The 20343-nt window shown below is 62.8% G+C and carries 19 protein-coding genes and 3 pseudogenes; 2 read left to right on the top strand and 20 right to left on the bottom strand.

The genetic code is table 11. The features are described 5' to 3' along the window. Positions 1-47: 47 nt before the first annotated feature. From B7Y64_RS13155 to B7Y64_RS13230, 16 genes and pseudogenes are all read right to left on the bottom strand, one after another. Entirely contained in the window at positions 48-605 is a 558-nt protein-coding gene (locus B7Y64_RS13155; protein ID WP_291329077.1) for a 3-phenylpropionate/cinnamic acid dioxygenase subunit beta, read from the bottom strand. A gap of 2 nt (positions 606-607) precedes the next feature. Beyond that, positions 608-1375, bottom strand: a complete 768-nt coding sequence (locus tag B7Y64_RS13160; RefSeq protein ID WP_291329078.1) for an RHO alpha subunit C-terminal catalytic domain-containing protein — start codon at positions 1373-1375, stop codon at positions 608-610. A gap of 5 nt (positions 1376-1380) precedes the next feature. Beyond that, on the bottom strand, positions 1381-2445 hold the full coding sequence (locus B7Y64_RS13165) for an IS630 family transposase (protein ID WP_232476568.1): 1065 nt from the start codon (positions 2443-2445) through the stop codon (positions 1381-1383). A gap of 96 nt (positions 2446-2541) precedes the next feature. Then, a complete protein-coding gene (locus tag B7Y64_RS13170; RefSeq protein ID WP_291329079.1) occupies positions 2542-3036 on the bottom strand; it encodes a Rieske 2Fe-2S domain-containing protein in 495 nt (164 codons plus the stop codon). A 276-nt stretch (positions 3037-3312) separates the two neighbouring features. Then, a pseudogene (locus tag B7Y64_RS13175) lies at positions 3313-4035 on the bottom strand (Crp/Fnr family transcriptional regulator). Continuing rightward, complete coding sequence (locus tag B7Y64_RS13180) at positions 4032-5126, bottom strand: alpha/beta fold hydrolase (RefSeq protein ID WP_298205809.1); 1095 nt, start codon at positions 5124-5126, stop codon at positions 4032-4034. Before B7Y64_RS13180 ends, B7Y64_RS13175 begins: the two are co-directional and overlap by 4 nt. Positions 5127-5144: 18 nt before the next feature. Further along, the gene (locus B7Y64_RS13185; RefSeq protein WP_291329080.1) at positions 5145-7439 is read right to left on the bottom strand and encodes a TonB-dependent receptor; all 2295 of its coding nucleotides are present in this window, start codon (positions 7437-7439) and stop codon (positions 5145-5147) included. Between the two features lie 9 nt (positions 7440-7448). Further along, positions 7449-8444 carry a tripartite tricarboxylate transporter substrate binding protein gene (locus tag B7Y64_RS13190; protein ID WP_291329081.1) on the bottom strand — a complete coding sequence of 332 codons (996 nt, stop codon included), beginning with the start codon at positions 8442-8444 and terminating at the stop codon, positions 7449-7451. Beyond that, positions 8441-9253, bottom strand: coding sequence for an ABC transporter permease (locus B7Y64_RS13195; protein WP_291329082.1), 813 nt, complete (start codon positions 9251-9253; stop codon positions 8441-8443). Before B7Y64_RS13195 ends, B7Y64_RS13190 begins: the two co-directional genes overlap by 4 nt. Beyond that, the gene (locus B7Y64_RS13200; protein WP_291329084.1) at positions 9253-10440 is read right to left on the bottom strand and encodes an ABC transporter substrate-binding protein; all 1188 of its coding nucleotides are present in this window, start codon (positions 10438-10440) and stop codon (positions 9253-9255) included. Before B7Y64_RS13200 ends, B7Y64_RS13195 begins: the two co-directional genes overlap by 1 nt. Continuing rightward, positions 10433-11428, bottom strand: a complete 996-nt coding sequence (locus tag B7Y64_RS13205) for a PQQ-dependent catabolism-associated beta-propeller protein (protein ID WP_291329085.1) — start codon at positions 11426-11428, stop codon at positions 10433-10435. Before B7Y64_RS13205 ends, B7Y64_RS13200 begins: the two co-directional genes overlap by 8 nt. A gap of 59 nt (positions 11429-11487) precedes the next feature. Next, complete coding sequence (locus B7Y64_RS13210) at positions 11488-12222, bottom strand: ABC transporter ATP-binding protein (protein ID WP_291329086.1); 735 nt, start codon at positions 12220-12222, stop codon at positions 11488-11490. A 78-nt stretch (positions 12223-12300) separates the two neighbouring features. Further along, entirely contained in the window at positions 12301-13218 is a 918-nt protein-coding gene (locus B7Y64_RS13215; RefSeq protein WP_291329087.1) for a transporter substrate-binding domain-containing protein, read from the bottom strand. Between the two features lie 2 nt (positions 13219-13220). After that, complete coding sequence (locus B7Y64_RS13220) at positions 13221-13568, bottom strand: c-type cytochrome (protein WP_291329088.1); 348 nt, start codon at positions 13566-13568, stop codon at positions 13221-13223. Beyond that, positions 13547-15223: a PQQ-dependent dehydrogenase, methanol/ethanol family gene (locus tag B7Y64_RS13225; RefSeq protein WP_291329089.1), complete on the bottom strand. Its 1677-nt coding sequence runs from the start codon at positions 15221-15223 to the stop codon at positions 13547-13549. Before B7Y64_RS13225 ends, B7Y64_RS13220 begins: the two co-directional genes overlap by 22 nt. 60 nt (positions 15224-15283) lie before the next feature. Further along, positions 15284-16792: an aldehyde dehydrogenase family protein gene (locus B7Y64_RS13230; RefSeq protein WP_291329090.1), complete on the bottom strand. Its 1509-nt coding sequence runs from the start codon at positions 16790-16792 to the stop codon at positions 15284-15286. A gap of 249 nt (positions 16793-17041) precedes the next feature. On the opposite strand from B7Y64_RS13230, the pseudogene B7Y64_RS13235 reads away from it, so the two are divergent. Next, a pseudogene (locus B7Y64_RS13235) lies at positions 17042-17501 on the top strand (IS5/IS1182 family transposase); the annotation flags it as partial. 14 nt (positions 17502-17515) lie between these two features. On the opposite strand, the gene B7Y64_RS13240 reads toward B7Y64_RS13235, so the two are convergent. After that, positions 17516-18676 carry a helix-turn-helix domain-containing protein gene (locus B7Y64_RS13240; RefSeq protein ID WP_291329092.1) on the bottom strand — a complete coding sequence of 387 codons (1161 nt, stop codon included), beginning with the start codon at positions 18674-18676 and terminating at the stop codon, positions 17516-17518. A 26-nt stretch (positions 18677-18702) separates the two neighbouring features. Next, positions 18703-18930, bottom strand: coding sequence for a hypothetical protein (locus B7Y64_RS13245; protein ID WP_291329132.1), 228 nt, complete (start codon positions 18928-18930; stop codon positions 18703-18705). Between B7Y64_RS13245 and B7Y64_RS13250 the strand changes: the two are divergent. Continuing rightward, positions 18868-19008, top strand: a pseudogene (locus B7Y64_RS13250) (adenosylmethionine--8-amino-7-oxononanoate aminotransferase BioA); the annotation flags it as partial. The gene B7Y64_RS13245 and the pseudogene B7Y64_RS13250 overlap by 63 nt on opposite strands. An 8-nt stretch (positions 19009-19016) precedes the next feature. Here B7Y64_RS13250 and B7Y64_RS13255 read toward each other — a convergent pair. Further along, a complete protein-coding gene (locus B7Y64_RS13255; RefSeq protein ID WP_366444447.1) occupies positions 19017-20123 on the bottom strand; it encodes a cytochrome P450 in 1107 nt (368 codons plus the stop codon). Continuing rightward, the gene (locus B7Y64_RS19000; RefSeq protein WP_366444449.1) at positions 20124-20339 is read right to left on the bottom strand and encodes a hypothetical protein; all 216 of its coding nucleotides are present in this window, start codon (positions 20337-20339) and stop codon (positions 20124-20126) included. Positions 20340-20343: the final 4 nt, after the last annotated feature.

A 20343-nucleotide genomic window follows, 5' to 3' on the forward strand; every position in this document is an offset into this window, starting at 1 on the left:
CGGTTGAAGTTAACTCGAAGCAATTTCGAACTGCAGCGCTTAGCAGTTCAAAAGAAGTTACTGACGTTCTTGGCCGAGAGGACGTTTTGCGGCAGGATCACCTTTCTGTAGGCAATCTTCCAGTCGCCATGGACATTTCTAACGATGTCCTCCCGGCTGCCGACATAGAAGTCCTGCTCCGTTTCGGCTCGGGTGCGGTACATGATGAAATTGGAGTAGACGGTCAGCTCTGACTCCTTGTCTCCCTCATGCACCTCTATGTTGGAGACGAAGTGACGTGTTTGGGATGGCGGATCCTCGGCCCAGGCCATGCCCGTATCCAGCCTTGCTATTCGCTTGGCGAGAGATTCCTTGGTCTCGTCGAGAATGGCCAGCTCGCCTTCCTGCGAGAACTCTCTTTCTTGATAACGATCACGGTCCAGGATGGAAACTGCCTTGCTGGACACCAGATATTTGCGGGACATGATTGGCATCCAGTACCGAATGTCTTCCGTGAGGAGACTCAGCCATTGCTGAAAGTCGCGTTCGTCGAGAAGGCGGGCTTCTCGGTACAAGAACTGCTCGACGTCGTGAACGACGTCCTGTTTCGCGGGGGCATGGCGCATTCTCATAATTGAGCCCAGTCGTCGGCCGCCATCATCTGTGCCCAGCGTTCATAGAAATGGCGCTGATTGCTTTCGCTGACGCAGAATCCACTTGTCGAGGCCTTGAGATCCTCATCGAACCGGTCTTGTCCCAGCCCCATTTGCATATTCAACTGATAGCGCCTTGACACCACGCCGCGGGCGGTTTGGGTGCACTCTTGCCAATTGTCGATATCGTCCTGCTCGAAAGTTCCAGCCGGGCCGAAACTGCGAAGGCTTCCCAAACGGATAGCTTCCTTAACCTTCGGCGGCGCCAGCTTGTCAACAAAGACCCATGACCAGATCTCGATACGGTCGGGCCCGCGCGGATGCCAGACTCGGATGGATTGGGCGGTACCCCGGTTGAATGAAAAGTTGGGAAAAACCGTCCCGACCGCTGGTCTCACGAGGTCGATGCGGGAGCCAAGGCGCTGTCGCACTTCCCCGCGGACTTCCTTTTCGTAAGCGACGACCTCCGGCGAATCAGACGTGTCGTCGGCTTGCCGCGCCATCACGCAGTGGCCGTTTCCAAGGGCAAGATGGAACCGTCCGACGTCTGTCGGGCGAGGACGCCTGGCGCTGAATCCCGTGTTCATGGCGGAACGATGCGCCCAAGGACCGTGGTAGCTGTCTCCGGCAAAATTCTCGGCAGCGATTTTCCAATTGCAGGGTACTACCCATTTGTGGACCCCGGCCAGCACATCAACCCCGCCTTCCCGGCGATCGAAGATGGCATCCAGATACCAAGCCATCTCTCCTAGTGTAGTGTTGCATTCTGTTTGGAACTTAATCGGCTATTGGCGCGGATGACCTTTTGCAGGATGTCGCGAGCGTTCTTGGTCCAGATGAACGGCTTGGGGTTGGTGTTGTGATGCGCGATGTACTCATCGATGGCCGAGACGAGTTCGGGCACGCTGGTGAACACCCCGCGGCGTAGCCGGTTCTCGGAGATGTCGCGAAAGAAGCGCTCGACCATGTTCAGCCACGATGCCGAGGTCGGCGTGAAGTGCATGTTGAATCTGGGGTGCTTGGCCAGCCACTCCTGCACAGCTGGATGCTTGTGCGTGGCGTAGTTGTCGGCGATCAGATGCAGCGTCTTGTCCTTGGGCGTCTCCCGATTGATTTGACGCAGGAACTTCAGCCACTCGATGTGGGTGTGGCGCTGCTGGCACTGGCCGATGACCTGACCGTTGAGCACGTTGAGCGCAGCGAACAAGGTGGTTGTGCCGTTGCGCTTGTAGTCGTGCGTCATGGTGGCCGCGCGCCCCTTCTTGAGCGGCAGCCCGGGCTGCGTTCGGTCCAGCGCCTGCACCTGGCTCTTTTCGTCGCAGCACAGCACCAGCGCATGCTCGGGCGGCGACATGTAAAGCCCCACGATGTCTTCGAGCTTTTGCACGAACTGCGGATCGCGCGAGACCTTGAAGCCGCGCACGATGTGAGGCTTGAGACCGTGGGCCTGCCAATGGCGCATCACGGTGCTGGCGCTGACGCCCAACTCAGCGGCCATCGTGCGCGTGCTCCAGTGCGTGGCCGCCTCGGGCTTGGTCTGTGTGGTTAGCTTCACAAGCTTGGCCACATCCACCTTCACCGGCGGTGCGCCGCGCGGCAAGTCGCGCTCGATACCTTGCAGCCCCAATTGCAGGTAGCGTTCACGCCAGCGCGCCACCTGCACGCGCCCAATGCCAAGCTGCTCGGCAATATCCTTGTTTTGCAGCCCCTGCGCGGCCAGCAGCACGATCTGGGCGCGCTGGGCCAATCTGACGCTGGTGCGCTTGGAGCGCGCCAGCCGGCTCAGCTCGCTTTCCTCTTCATCCGTCAACACAATCGTCGGGGCAACTCGCAATTTTTCACTCCAATGCAAACCGTAGTAGAGCATTGGAGCGTGGTTGCTCAATTAAGTTTCATTAAGAATCAAGCACTACACTAGATACTCGAGCAAGGGTGGCGCTGTGGGGTCGAAGGTAGCAAATATCAGGCCCTTGTAGTTGTCCAACTTCGCCACGCCGATCAACGGCCATTTCTCTTTTTCCAACTTGCCACAGTAAGCGGCTTGAAGATGAGGAACCCCTTTCAACGCGCCGTCGTTGCCATAGGTCCAACCGTGATAGGCACAGGTAAAAGCAGCCGCATTTCCGCTATCAGCCCTGCAGAGCCGGTTGCCGCGGTGACGACATATGTTCAGAAAGGCTCGTATGGTGCCATTGGTATCTCGCCACACCAACACCGGGTCCTCGCCCATATAGGCCGTGCAAAAATCACCCGGACGGGGAATTTGACTTTCGTGACACAAAAAAAGCCAGCATCGAGCGAATACTCTTTCGCTTTCTTGCTCGTAGATCTGCGGCTCGATGTAGATACGTCTGCTAACCAGGCCGCGGTCCACGTCCACCAGATTTTTTATCTCTATAGCCATCCCTGAGCCCTCGTAGTTTTCTTATTTAAAAAATTAGTTATTGGACTCGTCAAGCATAAGTACCCGCTTCAATGCAATCAAGCTAGGAACTTTCCCTGTGTCGTATCGGAACAGTGCGGCTCAGGCCGGTGCCGGGATAGCCTCGGCGATGCCGCGTGCCGTGGCCCAACAGGGGGCTGCGTCGGCGCTGCGATGGACGCCTACGTATACGTCGAACGCCTACTGCCTCCCCGGCAAAGCCGACAGGTCTCCCATTGGACTAGGAGGAAGACTGAACTACCGGGCAGAGAGGCTGCAATCACTTGATCGCAGCGCTGCTAGGTCCAGAATCCGCAGGACGCCGTACTCGACTGAGATCGCACCCTGCGCCTCCAGCGCTTTCAGTGCCTCGTTCACGCGCTGTCGCGACAGGCCGATCAAGTAGGCTAGTTCCTATTGAGAAATGCGCAGCGCCTCTCCTACGCCGGGATAGAGGATGGGATTGAATAGTGCCGCCAAACTACGCGCCACACGCATGTCTGGATTGTTCGAGCGGTCGATCTCGCGCGCGGCGATGAACTGACCAAGCCGCTCGTTAAGCTGGTTCATCACAAAGCGGTTAAAACCGATCGAGTGGTCAAGGAGCCAGTGGAACGAATCAACGGGCAGGCCCGCCACTACGCTCTTGCGCAAGGATATGATGTCGTAACGATAGGCTTCGCGTTTCAGGGCTGTACCTTCACCGAACCAACCGCCAGGTGGCACTCCGGTGAAAGTCATGGTCTGGCCGAGCTCGTTGTCACTGCTCATTTTCAACAGCCCTTCAATCACGCCAAACCAGTAGGTTATGGGCTTGCCGATACGGCAGACGTAGTCGCCTGGCAAGGCGTCGCCCACGGCGATGTGCCCAACGGCGCGCTCGTATTCGGCTGGCTCCAACACCTTAAGCCATGGGATGCTCGCAATTTCGCATGCGGTCGGGTCGCGGCGACGCTGGTATAGGGGCTCGTGGAAGGTCATTGGTCACGCCGGGCAGCAGGGTCGAACAAACACGTCCGCAACACATTCCTTAACGCCTGCGCCATAGCCGGCTCCGTGGCCAAGTGTCCGGAGTGAACCCAGGTACTACCGACCGCCCCCGTACAGTCCGGATCGGCGAACCATTTTTGCAGGCGATGCACATTGTGCGGTGAGCAGACGGCATCGAAGCGGCCATGCAGCAATTGCACCGGCGCGCGCTGGTCGTCCGATCCGGCCGCTTGCGCAAGCCAGTCGCGCCAGCCCGGCACAGCCCCTCTCAACAAGTGGTCGCAGCCGCGCGACAGCAACCGGGCCTGCAGCGCCACCTTGCGTTCCTGCGCGGGCGCTACTGGTCGCCGCATTTGAAGCGCAACTCCGGCACGACGCTCGCTGCGCCTCAAGTCCCGCCAGGCGGCTCGCAACCGGCAGGACGCCGTGACCTGACCATCCGCATCCGTATCACCCGCATGCAGCCAGGCCCGGCGCGCTCCGTGTGTGGCGGAGCGGCGCTCCGCAAGAAGCCAGGCCCCGGTCAACTGACTGGCCGCCGAACCAGGTGCTGTAAACCGAAACAGTCGTCTCGCCCCGGCCAGCCAGGCCGCCAGCCCGCTTCGCGATGTCGGCTGCGGCAGGCCGGCTTGTCGCAGCGCGCCGCTTGGCATCGAACGGATCAGACGCCAGACATCATGGGTTCCTCCCAAGAAACTGCCACGCAGGAGCAGCCGCTCGACGGAGGCGGGATACCGCCGGAGATAGGCCAGCGCAAGGTAGGCCCCCCAGGATCCGCCCAGCACCGACCATCGCGGGATGGCCAACGCCACCCGCAAGGCTTCCAGGTCAGACACCATCGCCGCCACGGGCAGGCGCCGCGCACGGTGCCACCCCGCGGCGTCACTGCCACGCTGATGGGGTCCCCAGGCCGCGTGGCGCGTTCCATCGAAAGCTGCCAGCAGGGCAGGCGACGCGCCACCGCCGGGCCCCCCGTGCAGCACCAGCCACGGCTCGCCACCGGATTCGCCCAGGCGCCAACCAGACTGCGTGCCGGTAGCGGTCACCAGGCGCCATGGCTGCGGAGTTGCTTCGCGATTCACCGAGCCTGAGCCTGCTGTTCAGCCATCCAGCTGGAGCCGCACGCCGATCCAGGCCGCGCGCGGCGCACCGGGCGCGACGAACTGCTCGTTGCGCCACGCGGCCGGCGCCGACACGCCGTCTAGTGGGCTGATGCCGTTGGGGCCGAGCTGGCCGGCACTGGCATAGCCGCGGTTGAACACGTTCGTCGCCTTGGCGAAGACTTCGACGTTACGCCGCAACTTCCAGCTCGTCGTGAGATCAAGCAAGGCATAGCCGCCGAGGCGGCCGGCGCCGTTGAAATCAAGCCCGTCGGGACGGTGCGCATTGTTCTCGTTGCCGCGCACGTATTGGCGCGAGTAGGCGCGGTACTGGGCGCCGACAGTCCAGTTTGGCGTCACCTTCCAGTCGGCGTTCAACTTGAGGTTGTGGGCCGGCAACCCGGGCAGGCGATCACCGCGCCGCACCGCGATCTCGCCTTCGCCGCCGCACGCGGGACTGGTCTCGGCGGTGCTGTTCGACTCGGACACCAGGCACGCCGACGCGTCGTGGGTGGCGCGCAGATAGCTGTAGGACACGGACCAGTTCAGGCGGTCGGTCTGCTGTCCCAGGCCGAGTTCCACGCCCTGGCGCAGGGTACGCCCGAAGTTCGTGAAATAGCCACGCGCGAGCCCGCTGCTGACGAACAGCAGATCGTCCTGGTTGGCCGTGCGAAACAGCGACGCATTCCAGCGCAGGCCGGGCTCGAAGCTGCCGCGCAGACCTGTCTCGAAGGTCCGCGACACCACCTGCTTCAGCGGCGGATCGGACTGCAGCGCGTTGGGCAGCACGCAGGCGTTCTGCGGATCGGAGCACCCCAGCTCGATCGGGCTCGGCGCGCGATTGCCCTGGCTCCAGCCGCCGTAGGCCGTGAACTGCGGCGTGAACTGCCAAGTAAGGCCGATGGCCGGATTGAACTTGCGGTAGCGGCCGTCGCTGTCGAGCTGCGTCGGAAGGCCGAGCAGAATCCGCCCGTCATCGCGGGTCGTGACCTTGGTGTCGTTGTAGCGGCCCGACAGCGTGAGCTGCAGGTTCGGCCGCAGCGCCACCAGGTCGGAAAAGTAGACACTGGCGGTGCGGCTCTTGCCCGACAGCAGGGCATCGGCTTCGGCCTCCTCGGTCGCCATCACACGGCGGCTCGGATCCAGGAAGCCTTCCGCCTCGGTCTGCGCGAAGCGGGTGCGCGCGCGGTCGAGCGAGACGCCCAGCGTGAACTGGTGATTGTCCGTGTTGGTGGTCGACTGCAGAGCCATACCCTCACCTTTCTGGCGAGTACGGGTACGGTTCTCCACGCCCGACTCCTCGACCCCGGGCGGGTCGAAGTCGTCATTGAGATCGCCGTTGAGCGTCGACGTACGCGATTGCCTTGTGTAGGCGGTCATGGCGATCTTCTGCCGGTCGCTCATCTGGTAGCTGGCATTGAGCGTGAGCATCGACATCAGGTTATCGGTCTGGTCCGGCCGCGTGTAGACCTGCCGGCGGTTCTGCACGAGCATGGACTCGGGCAGCAGGCCGTTTCCCACCAGTGTGTTGTCGCCGTGGGTGAAGCTCAGGTCCCAGGACAGTTGCGCGCTGTCCTGGCCAACCTTAGCGAACAGCTGGCGCACACGCGACGGCGAATGGTCGCGCCAGCCGTCTTCGTTGAGGCCGCCGAGCCCCAGGAACAGATGCCCGTTCTCGCCCAGCTTGCGCCCGTGCGTGAACTCAGTGCTCACCCGGCCGAAGGAGCCGGCCTGCAGTTCCAGTTCGGTGCCGGGATGGGTGTCACCACGCTTGGTCTGCAGTGACAGGGCACCCCCGAGCGTGTTGAGGCCGAACAGGGGGTTGGAGCCCGGCAGCAGCGTGATGCTGGAGATTGCCGCGCGGGGGATCAGGTCCCAGTTCACGACGTCGCCGAAGGGCTCGTTGACGCGCACCCCGTCCATGTACACCGACAGGCCCTGCGGCGTGCCCAGCAGCGGGCTGGCGGTGAAGCCACGGTAGTTGACATCGAGCTGGAACGGGTTGCCCTGGATCTCGTTGACGTTGACGCTCGACAACTGGCTGGCCATGAAATCCGGCAGGTTCAGGCTTTGCACGCGGCGCAACCGCGAGTCGTCAGCGGTTTGCACATTGGACGGTATCTGGTCCCGCGGCACCTCCGTGCCTGGCACGGGCGTGGTGCCAACCACCTCCACGGTCGGCAAGGTGGCCGCTCGTGCCGGTTGCGCCTGCGCCTGTCCCGGCATCGGGCTGGCTGCAGTTGCTGCGGCCAGCGCTACCAGCCGCAGAATCTTTTGCTTGTTCGCCCGGCTCATGCGACTCCTTCAGCCACCGGCGCGCGCAAGGCCCAACTTTTCCACGATGGCGCGCTCCTTAGCGAAGGTCTCGCGGCAGGACTGCGCGTACAGGGTCGGACCGAGGTAGTCGATTTTCTGGTCATACTTGGATAACTCTTCGTTGAAACGTGGATCGAACATGGCCTTCTTGAAGGCATCGTGCAGCACCGATACAACGGCCGGCGGCAGGCCCCGCGGTCCGGCCAGGCCGTAGGGCGACTTGGCCACGATGTCGAAGCCGAATTCGCGCAGAACGGGCACATGCGGCCAGCGCTTCGAACGCTCCGCGGTGAAGAGCACCAGCAGCCGAAGCGTGCCCGCATCGACGGCCGGCCCGAAGCCGGTGGAATTAACGCCGGCCATCACCTGCCCGCCGGCCACTGCGTTGAGCTGCTCGGCCGTGCCCTTGTACGGCACGTGGATGTAGTGCAGGCCGCGCGCCGTGAACAGTTCCTCGAGCACCACGTGCGGCGTGGTGCCGATGCCGTTGGTAGCGATGGTCAACTCGCCGGGACGGGCTCGGGCGAACGCGAACAGGTCGTTGAGCGAGCGGATCGGGCTGTCGGCCGCCACCAGCACGCCGAAGGTGACGCTGGAAATCTGGATGATCGGCGTCACGTCGCGGATCGGATCCCACAGCACCTTCTGGATGTGCGGCGCACGGAACACCGGGTGGGGCATCTGGGCGATGGTGTAGCCGTCGGGCCGGGCCTGCTGCAGCACCGGCATCGCCAGCGTGCCGCCGGCGCCGCCGCGGTTTTGGGTCACCACCGGCTGCCCCAGCCAGGGGCTGGCGAGCTCAGCCAGAAGGCGTAGCGAGATGTCGGTGGCCCCGCCGGCGGGCCAAGGCACCCACAGCGCGACCGGGCGCGACGGAAAGGGGGCGACCGAGGCCATCGCGCGACCAGGCGGCAGCGCACCCAACGCCAGCGCAGCCGCCTGACCCAACCAGCGGCGCCGGTCGCAGCGGCCATGGTGGCTCACGCCGCGCCTCCCCGCTTGGTCAAGCCGCCGAAGCCGCGCTGCGGGTCGTAGCCCCAGCAGGCCAGCGCGAAGAACACCGCGAGGCAACCGAGCACGACATAAGGCGCGAGTCCGGGATCCTTGCCATAGAGTGCGAACCGGATCCACTCGACGGCGTAGGTGAAGGGATTGAAGCGCGCCAGTTGGTACACCCAGTCGGCGCCCGACTCCTGCAGCTTCCATAGCGGATAGAGAGCGGTCGACAGGAAGTACATCGGGAAGATGACGAAGTTCATCGTGCCGGCAAAGTTCTCCAACTGCTTGATGTGCACCGAGAGCAGCAATCCGAGTGCGCCCAGCATCAGCGCGCCAACCGCCAGCGCCAGCAGCGCATGCAGGCCAGCGAGCGAAAGCAGTGGCAACTCGGTGCCAATCAGGGCCGCCACCAGCACGAAAGCCAGCGCCTGCAGCACCGAGAGCAGCGTGGTGGCGCACAGCTTGGAAAACAGCAGCCAGGGTCGCGGCAGCGGCGTCGTGAGCAGCAGACGCATCAGACCCATCTCGCGGTCGTAAACCATCGCCAGCGAGGACTGCATGCCGTTGAACAGCAGCACCATGCCGATGAGGCCGGGGGCGATGTAGACGTCGTAGGGAATGTAGGTGTCGTAGGGCGGGACGATCGACACGCCGAACACGTTGCGAAAGCCCGCGGCAAACACGGCCAGCCACAGCACCGGGCGGACCAGGGCCGACACCAGACGGCCGGTCTGCTTGAAGAACTTCAGCAGTTCGCGCGTGACGATGGCTCGAAGAGCCTGCAACGCATGCATTATTTCGCCTTGCACAACTTCTCCGGCTCGTCTGCGCCCAGCGTGTCCAGTGCGTTCTTCGGATGCATTACGCCCTCGTCCGGTGCGATGCCGATCACGCCCACGCCGTCGGTCAGCAGCAAGGGCTGGCGCAGCTGGCGGTCCCAGGCGCGAAAGGAGGTGCGCGAGCCCTTGAAACCATCAACGTTGAAGTCGGGCGACGCCAGCGCCTTAGCCACCGTGGCGGCCGTGGGTACCGCCGCATTGAGCAGGGCCGCCTGCAGCACGGCCTTGGTCGCCGCCCACGACGCCCAATCGGGCGCGGTCATGGGGCGCTTGGCGACCTTGGCAAATCGGCGGGCCAACTGTGGGGCGCCGAAGCGCTCGAAGTGCGGCGCCCAGGCCAGTGCACTGAAGCCGCCATCACCCACCACCGGGCGCGGCAGCGCCGTGCGGTAGTTGAGAGCGCGCGCGAACTCGCCGCTGCCATCCACCACCCAAACGGCATCGTAATCGGTGTCGCCGGTCAGCAGCAGCGGGTTGGCAAGGTCACGCTCGCGCGGGTCAGCCGAAACCTTGAACGGCCGGGTGGTGACGAGCTTGAGGCCATAGCGCTTAAGGGCCGCCTGCGTGACACTCGCCCGTGCGGCGTCATCGGACGTAGGGCCTTGAAGCAGGAGCACCTTGTTCCAGCGGCGCGCCACTAGTGCCTGCGCCATCGCGTCGGTGCGCATGCGCTCGGACGGCAGAGTGTGAAAGAGGTTCGGCAGGCAGGCCTGCTGGCGCAGGCCATCGGCTGCCTCACCGACATTGATCACCGGCAACTTGACGGCCGGTGCCGCAGCCGCAATCCAGGCCGCTGGCCAATCGACTAGGGCGGCCTGAGCACCGGCCTTCTCCAGCTTGAGCAGCGCGGCCTTGGCCTCGACGGCGTCGCGCACGTCGACAACTTCGATCCTGACCTTCAGCCTGGCGGCCTCCAGCTCGAAAGCGACCTCTTCCAGCGCCACGTCCACGGCATCGGTGGCCGGGCCACCGGCGTGGCCGGCGTAGGCGAGTTCCACCCGGCGTGGATCCAGGCGCTCGTCGTCAGTCCGGCCCAGTACGCCCAGCGTAAGTGTGGCCGCCGAGACCGAGACGGCCGCGCACAGTGCCGCCAAGAGCGCGGTACACACCCAGGCCCGCAGCGTCCTCGCACGCTCAGTCATCGATCAGCACTCCGTAGGGCACGCGGCCGACGGACACAGTTTTGAGAGCCTTGCCGCTGGCGGTGTCAATCACGGTCATATCGTCGGACAGGCCGTTGACCACGAACAGGCGGGAGCCGTCGCGATTGAGTCCCAGACCCCAGGCCCGCTTGCCGACGAGCGTAAGTTGCTTGATCTCCCTGGTGGCCGCATCGATCCGGGCGACGTGATTGGCCCGGCCCAGGCCGACATACATGCTCTTGCCATCGCGCGAGCGCACGATGCCCACGGGCGAGATGTCGTCGGCCCGCATGCCTTTGACCTTGAACTCCACCGTATCGGTCACGGCGAGGTATTTGGTCGAAATGATAGACACGCTGGAGCCGAGTTCGTTGGTAACCCACAGTTCCGAGCCGTCCGCGTTCAGCGCGAAGCGGCGCGGGCGCTGGCCGACCTTGATGTTCTTGAGCACTTTGAGCGCGCCGGTGTCGATGACGTGCACCATGCTCGCCACCTCGGAGGTGACGTACACGCGCTTGCCATCGGGCGAAACCAGTACGCCTTCGGGCTCTTTACCCACCGGGATGGCCTTGACTATCTTCTTGGTCGCCACATCGATGACAGTCAGCGCACCCTCGTCCTCGCTCGACACGTAGACCAGCTTGCCGTCGGGCGACAGCTCGAAGGCTTCGGGTTCATCGCCCAGAGGCAGGCTGCCCACGGACTTCCGCGTGACCAGGTCGATGATGTCGGCCTGGCCGGAGTCTGCGCAGGCCGCCATCAACCGTGTGCGGTCGGGCGTGAGCAGCAGGTGGCGCGGTCGCTTGCAGGTCTTGATGGTGCCCTTGATCTCCAGGGTCTTGGCGTCGACGACCGTGATGGCGTTGTCCTTCTCGCTGGAGATGTAGGCCAGGCCGGTGTCCTTGGCCATGCTCCCGGTGCTGAACATGATGCAGAACACGGTGCCGATCGTGGCGCCAGCGGCGCGGATCAATGGGTGCGGGCTCATGCGATAGTCTCCTTGGAGTTTCTTGGAATCGCAGCTGGAAATGAGGTGGCAGCGCCCGCTCAGGACGGTGCCGCTTCCGCGGACCGAGTGGCCCGCACGAATGCGTCTTCGAGCGTGGGTCCGTTTAATTGCATGGTGACATGCTGCGGCGTTCCGTCGGCCAGCAGCGCACCCTTGTGGAGCACCAGCACCCGGTGCGCCTGCGCGGCCTCCTCGACCCAGTGCGTGGCCCACAGCACACAGGTTCCACGCTCGCGCACATCGGCGTGCAAGGCGGCCAGCAGGTCGCGGCGCGATTGCGGATCCAGCCCCACCGTTGCCTCGTCCATCAGCAGCACCTGCGGCTGGTGCAGCAAAGCCCGCACCAGCTCGACCTTGCGGCGGTTGCCACCCGAGAGTTCGCGCACCGGTTGCATCAGGTCAGCGCCGATTCCCAGTTGTGCACAGCCAGCATCGATGCGTGCGTTGGCCACACGGCGCGGCAGGCCGTGCAGGTCAGCGTGCATCCAGAGGTTGCGGCGTATCGACAGGTCCAGGTCCAGCGACATCTGCTGGAACACCACGCCGATGTGGCGCAGTGCGCGCGTGGGGGCATGGCGCAACGAGTGACCAGCGACGTTCACATCGCCTTCGTCGGCGGAAAACAGGCCAGTGAGCACTTGGAACAGCGTGGACTTTCCAGCGCCGTTCGGGCCCAGCAGCACATTGAATGTGCCGACGGCGAGCTCGAAGTTCACGCCGCGAAGGGCCATGGCCTTGCCATAGCGCTTGGCCAGCCCATGAACGCTCAGCATGCTGGCGGCTCCGGACACAGCAGTGACGGCCAAGCTAGAGTGGAGACCCATGGACCGGAAAGGTTAGAACGGCTGCGACTACTCACGAACCAGGTCCATCAGACTGATCGGCGCGCTCACCTGCGGTTCCGACGGTGCAATCCACGTGGTCCCCGCGGCAGCGGCCCAGCGCTGCAGTTCGCCATCGGTCAACGAGCGCGAAATCACGCGGCTTGCCGCAGCCAACACCTCTGGCGAGTCGGAACGCGCGACGAAGCCGACGTTGATCCGCAACGGGTGAACGTAGGCCGCGCGGCGCACAGCGCTGGCAGGGTGCTCAAGGCGCCAGGCGTCGTAGCGAGCAACGCTACTCAGCGTGGCGTCGATCTTGCCAGCCTCGAGCTGTTCGAGCGCGTCCTGGTTCTGCGACAGATTCACAAGCTGCGGTCGAAGCTTGCCATTGCGATACAGCATGACGACGCTACCGGTCATCGTCCCAGCCATCACGCCGATGCGCGCATCGCCTGGCTCGGCGAGCGTGGCCGATTCTCGCGACGCCTCCCGCACGATCAGGCCCCATGCCACAACGTGATAGGCGAGGCTCGGCGCCAACGTGCCCAAGGGCACCCAGGGCCGTTGTGGTCGGCGCTTTGCTCCCGGATAGTCGGGCACGCGCGCGGTGGGGCGAGTAGCCGGGCCGAGGTCACCGGCCAGCAGGGGGAAGCCGCTGGCCAGTTCGCACACGCCGGACGACAGCAACGCGTTGACCTCATGCGCCAGCGAACTCTCCGCCTCGTACTTGGACTCGAAGGGGATGACTTTCAGCGGCCGTTGGAGTTCGGCAGCGATCGCCTGAGCGATGCGCAGGTCCAGCCCCCGCATCTCGCCCCTCGCCTCGTAAGACAGCGGCGGGTTGCTCTCGGCCATGCACACGGTCAGTGCCTGCGCACTTGCATGGCCAACGCACAGCGCCAACGCGACCGCCGCAAGCGCCCCCTTCATTTGACTCGCCAGCATATTCAGGGCTCCTTTCCGCCGCGGCTGCCAACATAGGCCCAGAGCAGCTTCATCTGCTCCGGGGTCAGTGCATCCTTGAACGAGGGCATACCACCCTTGCCGTTGGTCACTGAGTTGAAGAAGCGGCCCGAGTCATCGACAGGAAAACGCCGCAGGTCATACGCCGTGGTGCCCGAACTCACCATGTTGTAGCCATGGCACTGCGAGCAGGTGCGGTGGAACTGTTCACGCCCCTTGTTGATGTCATCAACCGGGAAACGAGCCTGGGCTGCAACCGCCGATGCGAAGAGCACACCGGCGGCCAGTGCGATTGCGGTGCGTGCCGGACTCATTTGATCGCGAAGGTCCACAATGAACCGCCTGCGGGAATCTGCGCCATGCGCTCGTCGCCCGTGAGCGTGTACACCCCGCCGCCGCCAGACACGATGGACACGTACTGAGTCCCGTTTCGCTCCCACGTCACCGGCAGTCCGATGATGCCCGAGCCGGTCTGGAACTGCCACAGCTTCTTGCCCGTGTTGGCATCAAGAGCCATGACCTCGCCCGTGGCCGCGCCAGTGAACACCAACCCACCCGCCGTCGACAGCGTGCCTGCCATGCTCGGAAGGCCTGGCCATGCCATCTCCCATTTGCTCTTGCCGGTCATCGGATCGATGGCTTTGAGGTGGCCATGCGGCTCATTCTTCGGGAACGTGAAACCGCGGAAGTTCATGGCAATATACCACTCGCCCTTCTTGTACTCGGGCTTCGCCTGTTGATAGGGAAATCCGAAATTCAGGGTATTGGCATACGCCAGCTTCGTGGCCGGGTTCCACGACATCGGCGTCCAGTTCTTCCCGCCGACCGCGGACGGAAAAACCACCTCGTCGCCACCGGCACGAATGCGCTTGGTCAGCTCCGACTCCACCGGCCGGCCGGTCGCCAGATCGATCTTGTCGGCCCAGTTGACCTTTACATACGGATTGGCTGCAAGCAGCTTGCCGTTGGCGCGATCCAGGACGTAGAAAAAGCCGTTCCGGTTGGCTTGAGCGAGAACTTTGCGCTTGGTCCCGCCAATCTCCATGTCGACCAGCATGCCCACTTCGGTGGAGTCGTAGTCGAACGGATCGTTGGGCGAGAACTGGTAGTGCCACACCAGCTCACCAGTCTTGGGACGAAACGCCAGGACGGAGTCGATGTACAGATTATCGCCCTTGCGCACTTCGGCGTTCCACGGACCACCGTTGCCGGTACCCCAGTAGACCAAATCCAACTCGGGATCGTAGGCCCCGGTTAGCCAGGTTGGCGCGCCGCCATGAACGTAGGTCTCGCCCGGCCAGGTGTCGCCGCCCTTTTCCCCCGGTGCCGCGGTCGTGTAGAAGCGCCACAGCTTCTTGCCAGTCTGGGGATCCCAACCGTCGATGAAGCCGCGTGTGCCGTACTCACCACCGGAGATGCCAGTCATCAGCACACCGTTGGCGATCAACGGTGCCGCAGTCAACCCCTGGCCGTCCTTGTAGTCCGCTACCTTCGACTTCCAGATCTGCTTGCCCGTCTTGGCGTCGTAGGCGATCACATGCGCATCAAGCGTGGTGCGATAAACCATGCCGCTGAGGATGGCGACGCCGCGGTTGATCTGCCCGCAGCAGTGATACTTGGCGATGTCAGAGGGAAACTCGAGTTCCTGTTTCCAGACTTGGCGGCCAGTCAGGGCATCGACGGCCACTGTGGAGGTGTGGGTCGTCACGTACATGACACCTTCATAGACGATCGGCTGGGACTCTTGCGCTTGCGAATTGTTCAAGCTGTAGTTCCACACCGGCGCCAGCTTGCTCACGTTGCCCGTGTTGATGCCCTTGAGCGTGCTGTAGCGCTGGTTCGAGTAACCCATGCCATAGGTCAGGACGTTGTCCTGTGTGGCGTGGTCGTTGCGCAGATCAGTGAGGGTCTGGGCCTGCGGTGCAGACCATCCTCCGAGCGTGATCGCACTAGCTATAACAAGTTGAGGAAAAAAAAGGTGTTTCATAGTGTCTCCATGTTTTGACTAAGTTTTTCAGATGTGCGCTTGCGGGTTTGCGTTTGCGCTTCAGACCGCGATGTAGACCGACTTCGTTTCGAGATACGAATCGAGTGCAGCCTTGCCCATGTCACGGCCGACACCCGACTGCTTGAATCCACCGAACGGGACGGCGGGATCGAGGATGCTGTGACAGTTGACCCAGACCGAGCCGGCCTTGATCTTGGGGATCAAGCGGTGCACTTTGGACAGGTTGTTCGACCAAATGCTCGCGCCCAGACCGAACGGCGAGTCATTGGCCCATTCAGCCACCTCATCGAGATCGTCGTAGGGCATGCACGTCAGAACGGGGCCAAAGATTTCTTCCTGCACGACGCGCATGGCCGGCGTCACGTTGGCCAAGACGGTGGGCTGGACGTAGAAGCCCTGACCCTTGGCACGCCCTCCGCCGGCCACCACTGTGGCACCCTGAGAGCGCCCGATGTCAATGTAGCCGCACACCCGCTCCATCTGCTCGCGCGAGACCAGCGGGCCCATTTGTGCCGCCGGGTCGAGGCCATGACCTAACTGCATCTTCTCCGCAATCTGCGCCACGTCGGCGACCACCCGGTCGAACATCTTCTTGTGCACGTACAGGCGCGAGCCCGCACAACAAACCTGGCCGTGGTTGAAGAAAATTGCCTGCGCTGCGCCCGCCGCCGCAGTGGCCGGATCGCAATCGTCCAGCACAATGACCGGCGACTTGCCGCCCAGCTCAAGCGTGCAGCGCGTCATGTTGTCGACTGCAGCCTTGCCGATCAGTTTGCCTACCTCGGTCGATCCGGTGAAGCTCACCTTGTGTATCCGCGGGTGGCGCACCAGCGGCGCGCCGGCATTCTGGCCGTCGCCGGTGACGATATTAACCACCCCGGCCGGGAAACCCGCTTCGAGAATCAGCTCGCCAAGCATCAAGGCCGTGAGCGGCGTTTGCTCGGCCGGCTTAAGCACCACCGTGCAGCCGGCCGCCAGCGCGGGGCCAAGCTTCCAGACGGCCACCAGCAACGGGAAATTCCACGGCACGACCGCTGCTACGACGCCCACTGGTTCGCGCCGTGTGTACGCCACGAATTCTGCCCCTGGCGCATAGGGCACCGACACATCCATGGTGGCACCTTCGATCTTCGTCGCCCAGCCCGCCATGTAGCGCAGGAAGTCGACGGTCAACCCCACGTCTACCGCCCGCGCAATGGCTGCGGACTTTCCATTGTCGATAGATTCGATCTCGGCGAAGACCTGCGCTCGCGCCTCAAGGAGGTCGGCGAGCTTGAGCATCAGTCGCTGCCGCTCCACCGGGCGCATCGTGTGCCACGGTCCGGATTCAAAGGCCCGGCGCGCCGCGTTGACGGCAAGATCGACGTCTCGCTCGTTCGCTGCCGGAACGGTGCCGATGACTTGCTCCGTTGCTGGATTGATGACATCAAGCGTAGCACCGTCAACGGCTGCACACCACTCGCCGTCAATCAGCATGCGATGATTCATGCGGGCAAGGAACTGCGTGGCTGCTTCTGAGATGAGATGCTGGGTATCCGATAATTCCATTGAAACTCTCCATGTGTTGGGACGGAGGCAATGTTAGGAGCGACAAGCATTGCATCGAACCCTAGGGCTTTCCCTGTTTCGCGACGGAACATGTCAGGCACGAGCTTGCACTGTCGGTAGCTGCCTGCTGCTCACCGAACGTTCTGGATTGCGTGCAGCCTTTGCTGCCGAGAGCCTGACCATTTACTACCCCCGAGCCAGAGTTTGAATTTTCGAAATGAAGCAATCCCGAGCCGGACGACGCAAGTGATCCCAAAGCGAGCTTTGAAAAAATCAGGTTGGCGTTGCCTGCGAGAAACTGGGGCGCAACGCGCCGACCACGCTATCAATCGTGAACACGCAAAGGGTGATGGGGACGAATAGGGCGGCCCGCAAAGGTTGTGACGCGGGGGAAAGCTCAGACATCAAACGCAACATTGCAGTAGATACACACGGGTTGCTGCACACGATGCAAGTCACCACGACCGAGGTCACCGATCGCAAGGGTGCGCTACAGGCATTCAATCGCTGTAAAACGGCCTTGGGCCGGGTTCAGAATGTGCCGACTGACAACGACTACACGAAAAAGCCGTTTGTGCTGGGTGGTCGAGTGAAGCTTTGCTTGGAGGAGAAGAACAAGCGGTTATGGAAGAGCTGTGAGCGCAAGCTCAACACCAGCCTGCAGTTCGTGCATCTCGCACTTCTGGCTCTGCTGCTCAGAAATTCGTAAATAGATTCTGAGAACTACCGTTTCCCACGTAAGTGCCGGTGGATGAGCCCTCGCGAGACGCCCAGTGTTCGGGCCGCACTCGACACATTGCCGCCACAGGCCGCCAGCGTGCGATCGATGTACTCCCGGTTGAGCACGTCCAGTCTTGGATTGGCTGCTGGCACGGGCGCAGGTGACGGTGACTCGGGGGGTGCGGGCTGTACGGTCGGCGCCGCCCGAGCCACCGGGACCAAGGTCCCATCGCGGGCGTGCAGGCTTGCCCGCACCCACACGGCAATGCCACTAGGCAGGCAGGTCAGCGTGGACTCGGTGCACCGCAGAAGAGTGGTCAAATGCGACAACGTGACTCCGAACAGTGATTCGACATCTCCGACTGCACTCCTGAAACAGCGTGTCGCAACTTCGTTCAACCAGGCGACTCGCCCCTCCTCGGTAATGCCCGCCAATGCCTCGAACGGGGTGCCCAGCAGCGTGGCATTAGTGTGAAAGTGCACGACCAGTTGATCCTTGGCACCCGCCAGCAGCAACCGGTTCTCGATCCCCGTGGCGTACTGCACAACAAGGGACTCTGCATCGAAGCCGAACGTCCGAGACTCGATCGACAGGTCCAGCACACCGGCAAGACCACCACTGGCATCGCGAATCGGCGCGGCGGCGCAATACAAAGGTTGTATTGTCTCAAAGAAATGCTCACCTCCCAGCACCGTGCAGGAACGGCCGGTCTTGGTGACGATGCCAGGCGCGCTGGTCCCGATCAGGCCTTCGGCCACGTTGACGCCGACACGGTCCAGCGTTGGCAAGATTTTTTCGCAGGCCCCACCGGCTGGCTGGCTGGTGTGTACCACAACACCCGTCGCATCAATGAGCAAGGCCCGGCAGCCAGTACCAGCCAGCGCAAGTTTCAGTTCGGCTAGCCCTGCTTCGGCAGCCTCCAGGAACTGGCGATTGCGGCCGAGAGTGGAATGCACCCGACTTCGGGTCACAGGCTCAAACTCGACGCGTTCGCGTGGATTTCGTCGTGCGCCTATGCAACGCATCCAGGACTGAATTACCGCCTCGCTGATCAACCCGGTCGGTCGCACACCATCGTCAAAAAACTGCTGCCGCGCAAGAGCGAGCCGCTGCTGCGGCGTCGTAAAGAACAGTTGCGATGACACCGTGGACCGCGTGTTCATGGAATTCCTTGACATCGAGTCTTTGATTATGGGAACTTTTGCCAACTCAAGGTGAGGACAATACCTAGGGAAACTACCAACACTAACTCGAAATGGAACAACCTTGACAGCGCTTCGGTAAACGGCGCAAGTTGCGTGTCAATGTCTCCCTTCATTGCTTGGCGATCGTGCAATCGCCCGGCAAAAGACACCACTGCTTCCTCGCAAGCGAAAGCGCGTTGACGGTCGAGATCGAGCTGAAGATCAGCTTTCATTACTGGCACGATGTCGGACGCGACACCAAACGCGAATTCGTCTGCCTGCGTCAGGGGTACCACGGTGAGACCTTGGGCGGCTCGCGTCACAGCGCAGGAATGCGGCAGCCGACGACCTCGGGAGCCGGCTTCTTTACGCCGAGGCGGCAGGCGACATCCAGTCGGGCCACATTGGCGTCCCTCCGCTGTAGCGGCAGCGTCACCAGCCCCCGGTAGAGCGGGTTGCTGATCCAACGCGGCGTCGCATCAACCAAACTGAGGTCAGGCCAACGCTGTAGCACCTGACCAAAAACCATCTCGGCTTCCATACGGGTGAGCGCAGCGCCAATGCACACATGCGGGCCAGAGCCAAAGGAGAGGGAGCCGCCGTCACTGCGCATGATGTCCAGCATGTCCGGCTGGGCATAGCGCGCCGGGTCACGGTTCGCCGCACCGATCAATGGCACAACCAGGTCACCACGGCGCAGCAATTGGCCGTGCAACACCAGATCGGTGCTGACGCGCCATCCTGTGTACTGCACGGGGCTGTCATAACGTAGCAGCTCACGCACCGCACCCGGCCACAGCGCAGGTTCTTGCTGCAGACGCTGCCACTGGTTCGGATGCGTCAACAACGCCTGCAAGCCACTGCCCAACAGATGGCGTGTGGTCTCAAAGCCAGCAAATAACAACATGACGCACTGCGCCAGCAACTCGGCACCGCCCTGAATCTCGCCAGAGGCCTCGGCCTGTACCAGTCGACTCACGAGGTCATCGCCAGGTGTGCGGCGTTTCAGCGCGAGTAGAGACTCAAAGTAGCGGCTCATGGCCAACAGGCTGGCCTGGGCATGGCGTGCCTGCTCACGTGTGGGTTGCACCGCCCCGATGAAAGTTGCGAGATCGTCCGACCAGGTCAGAAAATCATCCTGTCTGAGGTTCTCAATGCCCAACAGCAGCGCAATCACCCGTGCGGGCAGTGGCCGGGCAACGGCCTCGATGAAATCGAAGGTGGCCAGGTCACTCACCTGATCGAGCAGTTCCATCACCACCTGCTCAATGTGCGGCACCAGTTTCTGGATCACATCGGGCCGAAAACCCGCATTGAGCACCTTGCGGATACGTGGGTGATCAGGTGCGTCGAGAAACAGCAAAGACCGGGCGAACAACCGCTGAAAACCTGCCAACTCGCCACGCGTGCCCGCGCGGTCGTTCACCTAGGCACCGGTGCGCTGCGCAGAAAAGCGCGGGTCACGCAGAACCAGCGCCACATCGGCATGCCGTGTCAACAGCCAGGCACCACCAAAAAACTCCTCGCTCCAGTGAATCGGGCCAGCATCACGCAAGGCCTGATAGGTCGGGTAAGGGTTAACATGGAACGCATCGTCCAGGAGGCGTTTGGTCACCGTCGGCCTTGTCAACACGGCATTCATCAGT

Source organism: Acidovorax sp. 35-64-16 (assembly GCF_002281195.1).
GTDB classification, from domain to species: domain Bacteria; phylum Pseudomonadota; class Gammaproteobacteria; order Burkholderiales; family Burkholderiaceae_C; genus Acidovorax; species Acidovorax defluvii.